This window comes from Nocardiopsis sp. NPDC006139 (assembly GCF_040614155.1).
Lineage (GTDB): Bacteria > Actinomycetota > Actinomycetes > Streptosporangiales > Streptosporangiaceae > Nocardiopsis > Nocardiopsis changdeensis.
Map to the genome: position 1 here is coordinate 35,476 of NZ_JBEXTT010000021.1, position 14,721 is coordinate 50,196.

Sequence of the window (14,721 nt, forward strand, 5' to 3'; positions counted from 1 at the left end):
GCGGCCCCTGGGCACGGCACGGCCTCCGAACAGGGGGCGGCCCTGGAGATGGAACGGGCCCGGACACGGGACGACCCTTGGGCACGGAACGGCCCCCGAACACGGAACGGGCCCCGCGACATGGTCGCGGGGCCCGTTCGGGTCATGATCAGCGGCGCGGGCGTCGCCGCCCGCGCGGGGCCCGGTCGCGCCGCGGCTCGCGGGGCTCCGGGGACCGCACCGTGACCGGGACACCCGAGGGCTCGCGGGCCCCGGTCACCTCGGCCAGGTCGGCGGCGTTCGCGCCCCCGCCCAGGGTGCGCGGCTCGATCCGCGCCCGGCCCATCAGCCGGGTCATGTCGCGGCGCTGGCCGGGCAGCACGAGCGTGACCACGTTGCCGCGCTCCCCGGCCCGGGCGGTGCGCCCGCCCCGGTGCAGGTAGTCCTTGTGGTCGGTGGGCGGGTCGATGTTGACCACCAGGTCCAGGCCGTCCACGTGGATGCCGCGCGCCGCGACGTTGGTCGCGATCAGCGCGGTGACGTCGCCCCGCTTGAACTGGTCGAGGGTGCGCGTCCGCTGCGGCTGGCTGCGCCCGCCGTGCAGGGGCGCGGCCAGCACCCCGTTGGCCAGCAGGTGGTCGGCCATCCGGTCCACCGCGCGCTTGGTGTCCAGGAACATGATCACCCGGCCCTCGCGGGCGGCGATCCTGGTCACGACGTCCTTCTTCTCCGTGGGCGACACGTGCACGACGTGGTGCTCCATGGTGGAGACGGCGCCCTCGGACAGGTCGACCGAGTGGACCACCGGGTCGTTCAGGAAGCGGCGGACCAGGGTGTCGACGTTGCGGTCCAGGGTGGCGGAGAACAGCATGCGCCGCCCGTCGGCCGGGACCTCCTGGAGGATGGCGGTGACCTGCGGCATGAAGCCCATGTCGGTCATCTGGTCGGCCTCGTCCAGGACCGCCGACTCCACCTTGTCCAGCACGCAGTCGCCGCGCTCCATCAGGTCGCGCAGCCGCCCCGGGGTGGCGACGACCAGGTGGACGCCCTGGCGCAGGGCGCGGGCCTGGCGGTGGATCGGCATGCCGCCCACGACGATGGCCGAGCGCACCCCCACCGAACGCGCGTAGGGGTCCAGGGAGTCGGCGACCTGCTGGGCCAGCTCCCGGGTCGGGGCCAGGACGACCGCCAGGGGGCGCCGGGGCTCGGCGGTGCGCCCGTCCAGGCCGGCGAGCAGGGCCAGGCCGAAGGCCAGGGTCTTGCCGGACCCGGTCCGGCTCCGGCCCAGGACATCGCGTCCGGCCAGGGAGTCGGGCAGGGTCGCCGCCTGGATCTCGGACGGGGTGGTCAGGCCCTGCCGGGCCAGGGTCCGCTTCAGGGCCGCGGGCATGTCCAGGGCCTCGAAGGACTCCGCCGGCGGCAGCGCCGGGGTGACGGTGACGGGGAGGGCGAACTCCCCGGAGGGCCCGCCGCCGCCGGTGCGGGGGCGGGCGGCGGCGCGGGGGCGCTGCCGGCCGTACCCCCGGGCGGGGCGGCTGCGGGTGTTCGTACCGGTGCGGTACGGATGACTCATGTGTGGCCTTTCGCCGACGGCGTTCGCCGGGCGGGAGGCCTTGCGGCCTCGCAGGGGGAAACCGGGGTACGCCGGATGAATGAGACTGCCGAATGAAAATCGTGGGCGCTCGTCCGGCGGATGTGCCGGGGCGCGGGGCCGGACGGGGCACGAAGCCCGGAGAGCCGGCCGGAGAAAACCTGGGAAAAAGAAGAGCGACGGGGTCCGGCGCCCGAAGGGCGGACCCCGTCGCGGGAGGAGCTCGCGCTCCTGAGGATCAGACTAGATCAGGGTGATGTTCTCGGCCTGGGGGCCCTTGGCCCCGGCGACGGCGTCGAACTGCACGGCCTGGCCCTCGGCCAGCTCACGGAAGCCCGTGGCCTGGATGTTCGAGTAGTGGGCGAAGACGTCGGGGCCGCCGCCGTCCTGCTCGATGAAGCCGAAGCCCTTTTCAGCGTTGAACCACTTGACCGTACCGGTCGCCATATGGATGCCTCTCGTTCGAAGAAATGAAGAAAACCGCGTGTGACGATTTTCCCGTCACCGCGGTGATCTCCCGAAGAGATGGATCCATCGGGGGTCACGACTGCAACTTCTTAGAACGTAGCACACGGAAATCATCCTGTCCCGGTGATTCCGGTGTGTCACATGGCACCGGCGGATGTGGTATCGAAACCGCCGGAAATGTGTTGGGCCCCGGCGGAGGACCGCCGGAGCCCGGACACGGTGGGATCTCCGTCCCGGGGCCTCAGCCCCGGTCGCCGCGCTCCTGCTCGGCCAGGGCGTTCATCATGCCCTTGTAGTGCCGCGACCTCGCCCCCAGGATGACCGCGGCCAGCGCGGTGGCGATCAGCGAGGCGGCCAGCACACCGGTCTTGGCGTGCGCCAGGTGCTCGGGGGAGCCCGCGAAGGACAGTTCGCTGATCAGCAGCGACACGGTGAACCCGATCCCGGCCAGCTGGGACATGCCGACGATGTCGATCCACTTCAGGCTCGGGTTCAGCTCGGCCCGGGTCACCTTGGTGGTGATCCACGAGCCGCCCGCGATACCGACGGCCTTGCCGACGACCAGGCCCAGGATGATGCCGAGGGAGGCCGGGTCGCTGACGATCGCGCCCATCCCGTCGATCACCACGCCGGCGGAGAAGAACGCGAAGATCGGCAGGGCCAGGCCCGCCGACCAGGGCCGCAGGATCTGCTCCACGCCGTGGCTGGGGTCGTGCGCCTCACCGGGCAGCGCCTTGGTCCGCATCAGCAGGCCCATGGCCACGCCGGCGATGGTGGCGTGGACCCCGCTCTCGTGCATCAGAACCCAGATCAGTGCCGCCAGCGGCACGTACACCACCCAGTTGGGCAGCCGCGAGGCGTTCAGCGCGGCGGCCAGGCCCTTGCCGCGCTGGAGGTACCCGAAGACCGCCAGGCCGACCAGGGCGGCGGCCAGCATGAGCAGGTCGATGCCCGAGGTGTAGAACACCGCGATCACGATGATGGCGCCCAGGTCGTCGACGATCGCCAGGGTCAGCAGGAAGGTCCGCAGCGCGGGGGGCAGGTTGCGCCCCACGACCGCGAGGATGGCCACCGCGAAGGCGATGTCGGTGGCCATCGGGATGCCCCACCCGTGGACGGTGTCCGGGGAGGAGAAGTTGATCGCCGCGTAGATCGCGGCGGGCACGATCATGCCGCAGACCGCGGCGATGATCGGCAGCATGGCGCGGCGCGGGTTGCGCAGCTCGCCGTTCACGAACTCCTGCTTGAGCTCGTTGCCCACGACGAAGAAGAAGACGGCGAGCAGGGCGTCCGCCGCCCAGGTCTCCAACGAGAGGTTCAGGTGCAGGGACTCGGGTCCCACGGTCACCGATCGCAGGTTCTCGTAGACCCCGCCGAAGGGCGAGTTGATCCAGATGATCGCGACCAGCGCCGCACCGATCAGGAGGAAGCCCCCGACGGTGTCGCTGCGCAGTGCTTCGGCGAGTCGTGCGAGGGGCGTCCGGGACGTGGAGTGTGCCAGCGGGTCGATGCTCATAGGCGGCTTTCTGGAGTCGGCTGTCGGACCGCCGACCAGTCTTCCCGGCACACCTAGGACCCACGGTCCACGCCCCGTGCTCTGCGGGGACGATGGGAAAGTCCGATGCAGAGCATATACGCCCGTTTTTCATGAACGGTGTCCGGGGCGTCATGTACGCTTGTCGGCCGGTGTGCCGGGAAGACTGGTCGGCGGTGGCACAACTCTTATCCGGAAACGAGCAGGTGTCCGATGCCCGACACACACCTCCACGGTACGCACGTCTACCGCTCCGAGACCGGCGCCCGCGAGATCCGGACCTGGTGCGAGGAGCGGCTCGCCGCTTGGCCCGCGCTCACCGCGCTGCCCCCGCTCAGTACCGGCCTGGGCACCACCCGCGCCTTCACCGCCCCGGGCGGGGACGCCCCGCCGGTCGTCTTCCTCGGCGGGACCAACTTCAACTCCGCCACCTCGGTGGACCTGGCCAGGGTCCTGGCCCGCGACCGCGCGGTCACCCTGGTCGACCTGCCCGGGCAGCCCGGCCTCAGCGAGGGGCTGCGCCCCCGCTCGGGCCGGGCGTCCGCCTACGGCGCCTGGTTCGACGAGGTCCTGCCGATGCTCACCGGCCGCCCGGCGACCGTGCTCGCCCACTCGCTGGGCGCCGCCGTGGCGCTTTCCGCCAAACCCTCCGAGCTGGTCCGCGCCGTCGTGATGGTCGGCCCGGCGGGCCTGACGGCGGCGCCGGTGAACTCGGACCTGATGCGGGTCACCCTGCCGTGGATGATCGGGCCGCGCGACGACAAGAGCACCCGCCTGCTCGACTACATGAGCGGGCCCGGGTACACGTCCAGGGCGCGGGGGACGGCGGTGCACCCGCTGGCGCCGTGGATGACCCTGGTCGGACGCCACTGCCGGACCAGCCTGGCCCCCGGGCCGCTGCCGATGGAGTGCCTGCGCCCCTGGGAGGACACCCCGGTGGTCGTGGCCACCGGTTCCGAGGACGCCTTCTACTCGCCCGCCCGACTGCACGGCCCCGCCCGGCGGCTGCTGGACTCCGAGGTCACCGTGCTGGAGGGGGCGGGGCACCTGGCCCCCTACGAGGTCCCCGAGGAGATCGCCGGCCTCGTGCGCTCCCTGGACTGAGCGCGCCGCCGCCCCGGGTCCGTCCGGCCCGGGGCGGCGGGGAGGGCCCCGGAGGGCCCTGAGGGGGTCAGTCGCCGGCCGGCGCGGCCTCGTGCCGCTCGGCGCGGGAGGCCTTGCGGGCCAGCGACACGGCGACGATCGAGATGACCGCGGTGAACACCAGGTACCCGGCGATCGGCACCCACGAGTCGTCGTACCTCGACAGCAGCCAGGTGGCGATCAGCGGGGCGGTGCCGCCGGCCAGGGCGGCGCCGATCTGGTACCCGAGGGTGACGCCGGTGTAGCGGACCTGGGTGGAGAAGATCTCCGAGCACAGGGTGCCGATGGTGGCGGTCACCGGCGGCCAGAACACGCCCAGGCCCAGGACGGTGGCCAGGACCAGCAGGGCGGTGCTGCCCGTCCCCAGCATCAGGAAGTACGGGGCGATGAACAGGGCCAGCAGGACGGCGCCGGCCAGGTAGACGCGCTGGCGCCCCCAGCGGTCCGACAGGGCGCCCGAGACCGGGATCAGCACGCTGGCGACGATCGCGCCGATGGTGACCGCGTTCAGGGCCTCGGTGTTCTCGAAGTCCAGGGTGCCCGTGGCGTAGCTCACCACGAAGGTGCCGAAGATGTAGAAGGGGGCGGTCTCCACGACCTTGGCGCCCACGGCCACCAGCACCGCGCGCCAGTGGTAGCGGAAGGTCTCCACGACGGGCAGCTTGGCGACGGTGCCCTCCTCCTTGGCCTTCTGGAAGGAGGGGGTCTCGTCGATCCCGGCGCGGATCCACAGGCCGAGCAGCACCAGCAGGATGCTCGCCACGAACGGCACCCGCCAGCCCCAGGCCTCGAACTGGGCGTCGGGCAGCAGGGACATCAGGGTCAGGGCCAGGCTGGCCAGCAGCATGCCCAGGGTGATGCCCATCTGCGGGACGCTGCCGAACAGGCCGCGCTTGTTCGCCGGCGCGTACTCGTAGGCCAGCAGCAGCGCGCCGCCCCACTCGCCGCCGATCCCCAGGCCCTGGACGATGCGCAGGAGGATGAGCAGGATCGGCGCGAGGATGCCGATGGTCTCGTAGGTCGGCAGCAGGCCGATGAGCATCGTGGCCCCGCCCATCAGGGACAGGGTGATGACCAGGGTCTTCTTGCGGCCGATCTTGTCCCCGATGTGGGAGAACACCACGCCGCCCAGAGGGCGGATGAAGAACGTCAGCGAGAACGTCAGGTACGACAGCATCAGCGAGACGAGCGGGTCGTCCGACGGGAAGAAGAACTTGTTGAAGATGAGGGCCGAGGCGGTCCCGTAGAGGAAGAAGTCGAACCACTCGATGGTGCTTCCGGTCAGACTCGCGACGAGGACTTTCGTCCTGGGCGGCCCGGGCCGCGCGGTCTCCGTGCTCATGTCCGATCACTCCTGGTCAGATGGGGTTCCGCGGCCCGGGGAGAACCGCGAGTACGCCGGAGCCTAGAACGCGGTGGCACGGATCACCGTTGTGCGGACGGACGATATGAGGGCCCCGGCGGTGTCGGGAACGACAATCGGGGCCCCGCGGGGCGTCCGGCCGCCCGCCCCGTGACCGGTCGGAGATCCGGCGGTGGCCGGATCTCCACCTCACCTGCGGGCGCGCAGCGTCAGGGACGCCAGCAGCCGCTGGTCGGCGTCGTCCAGGTCCAGCCCGGTCAGGGTACGGATGCGGCGGATGCGGTGGCGCAGCGTGTTGGGGTGGACGTGCAGCAGCTCGGCGGCTCGGCTGACGTCGCCGAAGGTGTCCAGGTACACCGCCAGGGAGCGGCACTGCTCCTCGTCGAGGCCGTCCAGCCGGACGTCGCGCAGGTGCGGGCGCTCGGCGAGGTCGTCGATGAGCTCGCGCAGCACGACCGAGGAGCGGACCTCCTCGAAGGACGTGACGGTCAGCTCCGGCCGGTCCCGGACCACGTCCAGGGTGCGGCTGGCGACCTTCTTCAGGGAGGGCACGGCGCTCATCCGCGGGGCGACCCCGGCCAGGGCGGCCTGCACGGGGGTGCCCAGGTTCTGCCGCAGGGCCGTGACCAGGTCGCGGACCCACGAGGCGGGGGCCGGGTTCCCCGACGGCGCGGGCATGAGCAGGTACAGCAGCCCGCAGGCCGGGATGACCAGGGCGTCGCTGCGGTAGGAGGCGGCGTACACCGAAGCGGTCTCCGTCGCCCGGTCCAGCAGCCAGCCCCCCTGCCCGGCCTCCTCGCGCAGGGCCAGGGCGATCACGGACACCGGGGTCCCGGGGTCGGCGCCCAGGTGGCGGGCGAGGGCGTCGGTGTCGAACGCGCCGGTGAGCAGCCCGACCGCCAGCTCCGCGGGGTCGCCGCCGGAGCGGGCGCCGTGGGTGCGCATCAGGTGGGTCGCCGCCAGCCGGGCGGCGCCGAGCAGGACACGGGTGGTCGCGGCGGGCCGGGGCGCGTCGCCGATCTGCACCCAGATGCCGCCCAGCATCCGGCCCCCGGCCAGGACGCCCACCACCAGGCGGCGTTCGGCCCCCAGGTCGGGGCGCTCGGCCACCTCCACCACCTCTCCGGCGGCCAGGCGCTCGTTGACCCCCCACGCCCGCAGGTGCGCCAGGAACGACTCCGGGCAGCCGCGCCCCAGGATGGTCCGCCTCCGGAGCTCGTCGGCCCCCTCGTCCGCGGCGGAGTAGGCCAGGACCGCCCCGGCGGAGTCCTCGATGCTGACCAGGCCGCCGGTGAGCGTGGCCACCGTCTGCGCCAGGGAGAACAGGTCGCGGTGCCGGGGCTCGTCGCCGGGCGTCTCCAGGACCGCGCGGACCAGGTCGGCGAACTCCTTGCCGGTCAGCCGGGGGTCGACGGACAGCACGGGCAGCCCCAGGGCCCGCAGCCGCTCCGCGCCCCCGTCCGGGACGCCGGTGACGGCCACGGCCGCGACGCCCTCGGGGTTCCGGTCGGCCAGGGCGTCGGCCCCCTCGCCGGGGACGACCGCCAGCGTGCCGACGGGCAGCGGTCCGTCGTCGTCGACGACCGTGACCGAGCGCACCACCGCGCCCAGACCGCGCGGGGCCGCCATGAGGCCGTGCACGGACTCGTCGAGGGCGTCCAGCAGGGACTTGAGGGTGCGTCCGGGTTCAGCCATGGTCCACCTCCGCGGTGTCCTCCTCCAGGACGACCTGGTCCAGGGTATGCGCGCCGATCGCCGCCAGTGTCGGGGCGTCGTCGGAGTGGGCGGACAGCAGGACGCCGAAGAGCAGCGCCCAGGCGCGGGCCCGGTCCCACACGTGCGCGTCGACGGTGCCCGCCGCGTCCACCCGGGCGCGGAACGCGGCCCGGCCCGCGGGGCCGAACAGCATCCAGGCGACGGCCAGGTCGGTGGCCGGGTCGCCTGCGGTCAGGTCGCCGAAGTCGAGGACCGCGGCCAGTCCGTCCTCGTCCGGGGAGACCAGGAGGTTGGCGGGGTGCAGGTCGCCGTGCAGCCACAGCGGCGGGCCGGACCACGCGGGCGCGGCGGCCAGGCCGTCCCAGAGCCCGGCCAGGAGCTCCCGGCGGGGCGGGTCCGCGGCCTCCAGCCGCCGGTGGAACCCGGCGGACCGGGCGGCCAGCGGCACGCCCCGGAACGGGTTGGCGGGTGCCTCCGCGGGCGCGGGCACGTGCAGCCGGACGACGAAGTCGGCCAGCGGCGCGGCCAGCACGTCCCGCCCGGCGACGGGGACCTCGGCGGCCGTGCGCCCCTCGAACCAGGGGACGACCGACCAGTGCCAGGGGTAGTCCCGCCCGGAGGCGCCGACGCGCACGGGCGCGGGCACCGGGGTGCCCAGGCGCGCGGCGATCGCCCCGAGCCACCGCTGCTCGTTGCGGGCGAGCGCGGCGGCCCGCTCCCGGCGCGGCAGGCGCACGGCCAGCGCGTCGCCCAGCCGCAGGATCGTGTTGTCCCACCCGTTGGCGACCGGTGTGAGGGGGAGGCCGGCCAGGTCCGGGTGCTGGTCGGCCAGCAGCCGCCGGACCAGCCCGGGGGTGATGTCCACCTCGGCCTCGGGGATGTTCATCCCCCCATCCTCCGCCACCCCCAGGAGTGGACCCTCCCCCGGGGGCGGGTCCGCCGGTCGTCCATGTGGGGCACTGCCGGACGGCGGGCGGCCGGGACCCGGTGGCGGAGCCCGGCCGCGGTGTTCAGCGCTGCGGGCGCTCCTGGGCGCGGGCGGACTCGGTGTGCGAGCCCGGCTCGGTCTCGGGCAGCGGGACCGCCCGCAGGACCTCCTCCGCTTCGTAGAAGTCGGCGGGCGGCATCGCCCGCAGCGCGCTCACGACCTCCTCGTCGCCGCCCGCCTCCAGTGCGGCGGCCACGATGCGGTCCTTGTCCGCCGGAAAGTCGACGCCCTCCAGGATCCGGCGCAGGCCTGCCAGGCCGCGTTCGACCCCCATGGTCCCTCCCCCGTGCGCCGCGGGCCCCTCCCGCAGCGCACGGGGTGACTACCCGGGGCCCGGGAGCGTCAACCCCCGGCCCGCCACAGCCCGGTGACGGCGTCGACCGTGGCCACCACCGCGGCGTGCCGGGCCAGCCCCTCCAGCGCCGCGTCCTGCCGGGCCTGCTCGTAGGTGCCGACGGCGTCGGCCGCCACCACCACCCGGAACCCGTGCTGGAAGGCGTCCCGGGCGGTGGCGTCGACGCAGCAGTCCGTGGTGAGCCCGCACACCACCAGCCAGGAGACCCCGGCGGAGTAGAGCATGCGGACCAGGTCGGTGCCGTGGAACGCCGAGTAGCGGCGCTTGTCCACCACCTCCTCGCCGTCGAGCGGTGCAGCCCCGAACCACTCCGGGCCCGGGGTGCCCGCCAGGCACGGCTCCTCGGCGGCCGCCCGCTCCGGCGGGAGGTCCGCCAGCCCGCGCAGCCACCGCGAGGAGTCCCAGGGCTCGTCCGGGTCCTGCACGAGGCGGGTCCACACCACGGGGACCCCCGCCGCGCGGGCCCGGTCGACCAGCAGCCGGGTCCCGGCCAGGGCGGCGTCGATCCGCTCCCGGGCGCCCGCGTCCGACCGGGGCGGCCGCTCCGGGGCGGCGAAGTCCCGCTGCGTGTCCACGACGAGCACGGCCGCCTCCCCGGCCGGTCCGGGCGCCGGGCGGCGGTGTCCCGCGGTGTCGACGAGGGAGGCGGCGGTCACCCCTCCCCCCGGGCGCCGGCCGGGCGCAGGAGCGGCATCACCCGCTCTCCGAAGTCCGCCAGGTCCGCGTGGTAGTCGGGGAAGATCAGCATCAGGCCGTCCAGCCCGGCGAACTCGACGATCTCCCGGATGCGCTCCGCCACGGTCTGCGGGGAGCCGGTGACGAACGGGGTCTGGAACGCCTCGTCCTCGGGCCGCTCGGCGGTCAGCGACAGCGCCTTGTCCTGCGGCAGCCCCCAGGACACCTTCATGTTGACCAGCGCCTCGACATCCGCGCCGCGCCCGTACTCCAGCCTGCGGGCCTCGGCCTCCTCGTCGGTGTCGGCCATGACGACCGTCAGCATCGAGTAGGTGCGGATGCTCCGGCCCTGCTTCTCGGCGCGCAGCTTGACGTCCCGGCAGGCGTCGCGCAGGCCCGGCAGGTCCTGGGCGGTGAGGAACGAGCCATCGCAGTGCCGGGACTGGAAGTCCAGGCCCGCCTCGGAGCGGCCCGCGGCGATCAGCGTCGGCCGGGTCGCGGGGTGCGGCAGCGACCGGCAGTCGTCCAGGCGGAAGTACTCGCCGTCGTGGTCAACCGCCTGCTCCGACCACAGCCGCTCCAGCACCGAGGTCCACTCCTCGGTCCAGCGGTAGCGGTCGCCGTGGGCCAGGGACTCGTCCCACAGGCCCATCTGGGCGAACTCCTTGGCGTAGGCGCCCACGACGATGTTCATCCCGGCGCGGCCGCCCGCGATCTCCTGAAGGGTGGTGAACATCTTCGCGGCGATCGCCGGGTGGAACAGGTTGGTGTGGACGGTCGCCCACACCTTGACCCGCTCGGTGGCCTCGGCCAGGCCCGCCATCATCGTGATGGACTCCAGGGTCCGGCCCCAGTGGTCGGTGGCGCCGCCGTAGCCGCGCCACTTGCCCATGGACATGATGAAGTCCAGCCCGTACTGCTCGGCCAGGACCGCGGCCCGGCGGTTGTAGGCGTAGGTCGCCTCCGGGTGCGGTGCGGTCTCGGAGACGATCCACCCGCCGCTGCCGATGGGCAGGAAGATCCCGTACTCGGTGTCGGCGGCCGGTGTTCCGCCAGATTCTGACAACTCGGTTCCCTCGCTCTGAATGAAATAGGGGGGCACCGGGGCCGTCGCCCCGGTGCCCGTGGCCGTTCCCCGTGGTGTGGGGGGTACTGCTCGGGAGCGCTGCTCCTACTCCTCCTCGGCGGGCCAGCTCACGTTCCCGGCGACGTACACGGCCTCCAGGTAGTGCGGCTCGAAGAGGGGCTCCAGGTCGGGCATGTCATCGAGCACGCCGTTGTCGACCAGGTTCTGCGTCTCGGCCTCGGTCAGGTTCAGGTCGATGTAGCCGACGGCGGTCTCGTCGGGGGTGGAGGCGCGCACCAGCTCGCTCTCGGAGGCCCAGACCTGGAGGTTGTGGTCGACGTCGAACTCGCCGGTCGGGTCCAGCGCGGCCGCGTACTCCACGCACTCCCGCTCGTTCCCCTCCTGCCCGCAGTACTCGAACGCCTTGCCGATCGCCCGCAGGAAGTCCTCGACGACGGTCCGGTTCTGTGCCGCCCACTCCGGGTTGGTGGCCATCACGCCGAAGGAGCCGACCACGCCGAAGTCCTCGGGCAGCCACTCCCGGTACTCCTCGCCCATGGCGTCGAGCTGGTGGGGCTCGTTGGAGCGGAAGGCCGTCAGCGCCTGCACCTGGTCCCGGGGCAGGACGCTCGGGTCGTACCCGGACTCGACCTGCTCGATGGACTCCACGTCGACCCCGGCGGCGTTCAGCATCGCCTCCAGCGGGGCGGCCAGCATGCCGGGCCGGCCCATGGTCTGGCCCTCCAGCTCTTTGAGGTCTTCGACCTCGGGGCCGGTCAGGAGGGAGGCGATCGGCACGTGCCCGTAGGTGGCGATGCCGATGACGTCGTGGTCCTCCTGGTTGGCCTGGACGACCTCGGCCTCGTTGGCGATCGGCGTGAAGTGGGCGGTGCCCGCCGACACCAGCTGCGAGTTGGCCATGATGTCGCCGACGCCGCCCTGGATCTCCACGTCCAGGCAGACGGCGTCGAAGAAGCCCAGGCTCTCGGCGGCGAACACCTCCAGCTGGCTCACCGAGGCCTGGTAGAAGTAGCCGGAGATGTAGGTGATGGTGCCGGCGTCCCGGTTGGTGGAGCACCGCTCCTCGTTGATGGCGAGCTCGGACTCGGCGGGGGGCTCGGCCGCGGCCTCGGAGCCGCCGCAGGCGGCGGTCGCCAGCACGGACGCCGCCAGGGCCGCGGCACCGAGGTACCGGGTCAGGGGTGTGGTGGGGGTGGTCATCTGGGGGGCTCTTCCGTTCGTTGTGCGACGTGGGATCTACGGGGACGGGAAGTGTCGGTGCGCTGGGGGGCGCGGGTGCGGCGGGAGGCGCGGGTGCGCTGCGACTCGTGCCAGAAGAGCACGCGGCGCTCGACGGCCGAGACCAGCGCCAGCATGAGCACGCCCATGGTGGCCAGGCAGGCGATCGCGGCGTAGACGGAGTCGAGCTGCGCCGAGGAGGCGGAGGTGCGGATCAGGGTGCCGAGCCCGCCGCTGCTGCCCGCGGCCACGAACTCGGCGACCACGGCGCCCACGATGGACAGCGGCATGACCACGCGCAGCGCGGCCAGGGTGTAGGGCAGGCCGTAGGGGATGCGCAGCCGCCACAGCACCTCCAGGCGGGAGGCGTCCAGGGTCCGGAACACGTGCAGGACGGGCTCGGGGACCGCGCGCAGCCCGGTGGCGACGTTGATCAGCACGGGGAAGAACGTGATGATCGCGGTGACGATGACCTTGGGGGCCAGGCCGAACCCGAACGCCACCACCAGCCCGGGCGCCAGCGCGACCACCGGGGTCACGTTGAGGACGACGGCCAGCGGCATGAGGGCGCGCCGCACCACCGGGATCTCGGACATGAGCAGGGCCAGGACGAACGCGGTGCCCGCCCCGCAGGCCACCCCGATCAGGGCGATGGACAGGGTGCTCCAGGCGTTGGCGAGGAAGATCTCGGGCCGGTCCGCCAGGGTGGCCCCCACATCGGCGAGCCGGGGCAGGATGTAGGGGTGCTCGGCGGCCACCGCCGACCAGCCCGTGCCCAGCAGCACCACGACGAAGGCCGTGGGCGCCCAGGTGGCCGGGTGCAGGGGGCCGCGCGGCCGGGGCCGGCGCCGGGTGGGAGCGGGACCCGGGCCGGGCGTCGGCCCGGGGCGGTCGGGGGCGTGGCGCAGGGGGGCGGTCGCGGTCATCTCGGTGCTCTCGCTCATAGCCGGACGAGGTCGTCGGGGGCGGCTCCGCTCTCCCAGGCGGACTGAAGGGAGGCGCGGACGCGGTCCTCCAGGGCGTGCATGCGCGGCCCGGTCACGACCTCGGCGTCCCGGGGGCGGGGCAGGTCGATCGGCAGCACCTCGTGCACGCGGCCGGGCCGGGCGGACATGACGACGACCTCGTCGGAGAGGGTGACCGCCTCGCGCACCGAGTGGGTGACGAAGACGACCGTCGTCGCGCGGCGCTGCCACAGGCCCAGGAGCTGCAACCGCAGGGCCTCGCGGGTGAACTCGTCCAGGGCCGAGAAGGGCTCGTCCATGAGCAGCAGCCGGGGGCGCAGGCCGAAGGCGCGGGCGATGGCCACCCGCTGGCGCTGGCCGCCGGAGAGCTCGTGCGGGTACCGGTGGGCCACGTCGGACAGGCCCACCGCCCGCAGCAGGTCGTCGGGGTCCTCGCCGTCGGCCCCGGCGCGGCGGTTGACCCGGCGGGGCAGGACGATGTTGCGGCGCACGGTCTGCCAGGGCAGCAGGGCCGGGGTCTGCGGGACCAGGCCCACCCCCTTGGCGGCGCACAGGGCGCTGGGGGTGGAGCCGAAGAGCGAGACCTCCCCGGAGTCGTGGTCCTCCAGCCCGGCGATCACCCGCAGCAGGGTGGACTTGCCGCAGCCGCTGGGGCCGATGAGGCTGACGAAGCGGCGGACCCCGATGTCCAGGTCCACCGACTGCAGGGCCGGGTGGGCGGGGTCGCCGCCGTCGTAGGTCTTGGTGAGGCCGCGGATGCGGATGCCGAGACCGTCCGAGAGAGGTGTCATGACGGCTCCCCGTCCTGGGTGCGCACGTGCGGGCACGGGGCGGTGGCCCGGGCCCGGGGCGTGTCGGAGACGCGCACGGCGGCTCAGTCCGCGTCGGGGAGTGGGGGGCCGGACGGCGGCCCGGCTGTCACGGTCGAGAAGTCCACGGGGGCACCCTCCTGTCGCTCCCCGGGTACGGCGAACCGGGGGCTGGCGGTTGGAGAGCGGGTGGAAGATCGGGGATCGACGGCCCGCGGGGGTCGTGTGACGGGTTGAGACGTTGACGTTAGGGAGCCGGCATTAACTCTGTATGAAGGCTCCGTCACGTACCGATATCGAGGACGCGTACTCGTAGGTCCGCGTCCAGCAGGGCGACGGTGATCCGGTGGGTGGCGAAGGCGCTGGGCAGCCAGGCGCCCCGGCCGAACAGCCGGGCCATGGGTTCGCCCAGCACCAGCAGTACCCGCGCCTCGGGGAAGTGCGCGTCCCGGATCCAGGACAGTTTGAAGGCGTCGGCGATGACCTTGTTCCGCTGGGACGACTTCACCTGGCCGGCGAAGGGCGAGCACTGCACCAGCAGGCTCGGCGGGTCTCCGTCGGCGCAGTCGACGCCGACCCGGACGCCGTCGGCGAGCGTGAACTCGCGAGGTGCCAGGTCAAGGCCGAGTTGGGCGGACAGGGCCCGGGCCAGTTCGGTGTTGTCGGGTCGCCGGGCGAGGGTGTCCGCGGGGTCGCGTACCGCTGTTTCCCTCATGGGAAGAAGACTTTAGTGCACAAGGGTCCCATCGGTCTCCGCCATTAGTCCTTTGTCCGCTGTGTTCAGGGGTGGGTCCGGTGTGGCCACCTGGGGTTTTCTCGGGGGCAAATTG

The 14,721-nt window shown here is 73.3% G+C and carries 14 protein-coding genes; 1 reads left to right on the forward strand and 13 read right to left on the reverse strand.

Annotated features, from left to right (window positions below; all coding sequences use genetic code 11):
• Nucleotides 1–148: 148 nt before the first annotated feature.
• From ABZ249_RS24485 to nhaA, 3 genes are all read right to left on the reverse strand, one after another.
• On the reverse strand, nucleotides 149–1,552 hold the full coding sequence (locus tag ABZ249_RS24485; RefSeq protein ID WP_355267097.1) for a DEAD/DEAH box helicase: 1,404 nt from the start codon (nucleotides 1,550–1,552) through the stop codon (nucleotides 149–151).
• Between the two features lie 261 nt (nucleotides 1,553–1,813).
• Entirely contained in the window at nucleotides 1,814–2,017 is a 204-nt protein-coding gene (locus ABZ249_RS24490; protein ID WP_355267100.1) for a cold-shock protein, read from the reverse strand.
• Between the two features lie 262 nt (nucleotides 2,018–2,279).
• Complete coding sequence (gene nhaA, locus ABZ249_RS24495; protein ID WP_355267103.1) at nucleotides 2,280–3,554, reverse strand: Na+/H+ antiporter NhaA; 1,275 nt, start codon at nucleotides 3,552–3,554, stop codon at nucleotides 2,280–2,282.
• Nucleotides 3,555–3,785: 231 nt separating this feature from the next.
• Here nhaA and ABZ249_RS24500 point away from each other — a divergent pair, with 231 nt between their 5' ends.
• Nucleotides 3,786–4,676 carry an alpha/beta hydrolase gene (locus ABZ249_RS24500; protein ID WP_355267106.1) on the forward strand — a complete coding sequence of 297 codons (891 nt, stop codon included), beginning with the start codon at nucleotides 3,786–3,788 and terminating at the stop codon, nucleotides 4,674–4,676.
• Between the two features lie 67 nt (nucleotides 4,677–4,743).
• Here ABZ249_RS24500 and ABZ249_RS24505 read toward each other — a convergent pair whose 3' ends face one another.
• The 10 genes from ABZ249_RS24505 to ABZ249_RS24550 form a co-directional block, all read right to left on the reverse strand.
• Nucleotides 4,744–6,057 carry an MFS transporter gene (locus tag ABZ249_RS24505; protein ID WP_355267109.1) on the reverse strand — a complete coding sequence of 438 codons (1,314 nt, stop codon included), beginning with the start codon at nucleotides 6,055–6,057 and terminating at the stop codon, nucleotides 4,744–4,746.
• Between the two features lie 210 nt (nucleotides 6,058–6,267).
• Nucleotides 6,268–7,773 carry a helix-turn-helix domain-containing protein gene (locus ABZ249_RS24510; RefSeq protein WP_355267112.1) on the reverse strand — a complete coding sequence of 502 codons (1,506 nt, stop codon included), beginning with the start codon at nucleotides 7,771–7,773 and terminating at the stop codon, nucleotides 6,268–6,270.
• Entirely contained in the window at nucleotides 7,766–8,680 is a 915-nt protein-coding gene (locus ABZ249_RS24515) for an aminoglycoside phosphotransferase family protein (RefSeq protein WP_355267115.1), read from the reverse strand. The genes ABZ249_RS24510 and ABZ249_RS24515 overlap by 8 nt, the downstream gene beginning before the upstream one ends.
• Nucleotides 8,681–8,804: 124 nt before the next feature.
• Nucleotides 8,805–9,056, reverse strand: a complete 252-nt coding sequence (locus tag ABZ249_RS24520) for a DUF2795 domain-containing protein (RefSeq protein WP_355267118.1) — start codon at nucleotides 9,054–9,056, stop codon at nucleotides 8,805–8,807.
• Between the two features lie 68 nt (nucleotides 9,057–9,124).
• Nucleotides 9,125–9,793, reverse strand: a complete 669-nt coding sequence (locus ABZ249_RS24525) for an isochorismatase family cysteine hydrolase (RefSeq protein WP_220563739.1) — start codon at nucleotides 9,791–9,793, stop codon at nucleotides 9,125–9,127.
• Complete coding sequence (locus ABZ249_RS24530; RefSeq protein WP_355267121.1) at nucleotides 9,790–10,878, reverse strand: LLM class flavin-dependent oxidoreductase; 1,089 nt, start codon at nucleotides 10,876–10,878, stop codon at nucleotides 9,790–9,792. Before ABZ249_RS24530 ends, ABZ249_RS24525 begins: the two co-directional genes overlap by 4 nt.
• Before the next feature lie 105 nt (nucleotides 10,879–10,983).
• Complete coding sequence (locus ABZ249_RS24535; protein WP_355267124.1) at nucleotides 10,984–12,099, reverse strand: ABC transporter substrate-binding protein; 1,116 nt, start codon at nucleotides 12,097–12,099, stop codon at nucleotides 10,984–10,986.
• A complete protein-coding gene (locus ABZ249_RS24540) occupies nucleotides 12,096–13,061 on the reverse strand; it encodes an ABC transporter permease (protein WP_355267127.1) in 966 nt (321 codons plus the stop codon). The genes ABZ249_RS24535 and ABZ249_RS24540 overlap by 4 nt, the downstream gene beginning before the upstream one ends.
• Nucleotides 13,058–13,873: an ABC transporter ATP-binding protein gene (locus ABZ249_RS24545; protein WP_220563736.1), complete on the reverse strand. Its 816-nt coding sequence runs from the start codon at nucleotides 13,871–13,873 to the stop codon at nucleotides 13,058–13,060. Before ABZ249_RS24545 ends, ABZ249_RS24540 begins: the two co-directional genes overlap by 4 nt.
• 301 nt (nucleotides 13,874–14,174) lie before the next feature.
• Nucleotides 14,175–14,606 (reverse strand): hypothetical protein, encoded by a 432-nt coding sequence (locus ABZ249_RS24550; protein ID WP_355267130.1) that lies wholly within the window; start codon nucleotides 14,604–14,606, stop codon nucleotides 14,175–14,177.
• Nucleotides 14,607–14,721: the final 115 nt, after the last annotated feature.

What these genes read in the sequence shown, in the direction of transcription:
- ABZ249_RS24485 (WP_355267097.1), bottom strand. Translation starts at nt 1,552, where the DNA reads ATGAGTCATCCGTACCGCACCGGTACGAACACCCGCAGCCGCCCCGCC.
- ABZ249_RS24490 (WP_355267100.1), bottom strand. Translation starts at nt 2,017, where the DNA reads ATGGCGACCGGTACGGTCAAGTGGTTCAACGCTGAAAAGGGCTTCGGC.
- nhaA (WP_355267103.1), bottom strand. Translation starts at nt 3,554, where the DNA reads ATGAGCATCGACCCGCTGGCACACTCCACGTCCCGGACGCCCCTCGCA.
- ABZ249_RS24500 (WP_355267106.1), top strand. Translation starts at nt 3,786, where the DNA reads ATGCCCGACACACACCTCCACGGTACGCACGTCTACCGCTCCGAGACC.
- ABZ249_RS24505 (WP_355267109.1), bottom strand. Translation starts at nt 6,057, where the DNA reads ATGAGCACGGAGACCGCGCGGCCCGGGCCGCCCAGGACGAAAGTCCTC.
- ABZ249_RS24510 (WP_355267112.1), bottom strand. Translation starts at nt 7,773, where the DNA reads ATGGCTGAACCCGGACGCACCCTCAAGTCCCTGCTGGACGCCCTCGAC.
- ABZ249_RS24515 (WP_355267115.1), bottom strand. Translation starts at nt 8,680, where the DNA reads ATGAACATCCCCGAGGCCGAGGTGGACATCACCCCCGGGCTGGTCCGG.
- ABZ249_RS24520 (WP_355267118.1), bottom strand. Translation starts at nt 9,056, where the DNA reads ATGGGGGTCGAACGCGGCCTGGCAGGCCTGCGCCGGATCCTGGAGGGC.
- ABZ249_RS24535 (WP_355267124.1), bottom strand. Translation starts at nt 12,099, where the DNA reads ATGACCACCCCCACCACACCCCTGACCCGGTACCTCGGTGCCGCGGCC.
- ABZ249_RS24540 (WP_355267127.1), bottom strand. Translation starts at nt 13,061, where the DNA reads ATGAGCGAGAGCACCGAGATGACCGCGACCGCCCCCCTGCGCCACGCC.
- ABZ249_RS24545 (WP_220563736.1), bottom strand. Translation starts at nt 13,873, where the DNA reads ATGACACCTCTCTCGGACGGTCTCGGCATCCGCATCCGCGGCCTCACC.
- ABZ249_RS24550 (WP_355267130.1), bottom strand. Translation starts at nt 14,606, where the DNA reads ATGAGGGAAACAGCGGTACGCGACCCCGCGGACACCCTCGCCCGGCGA.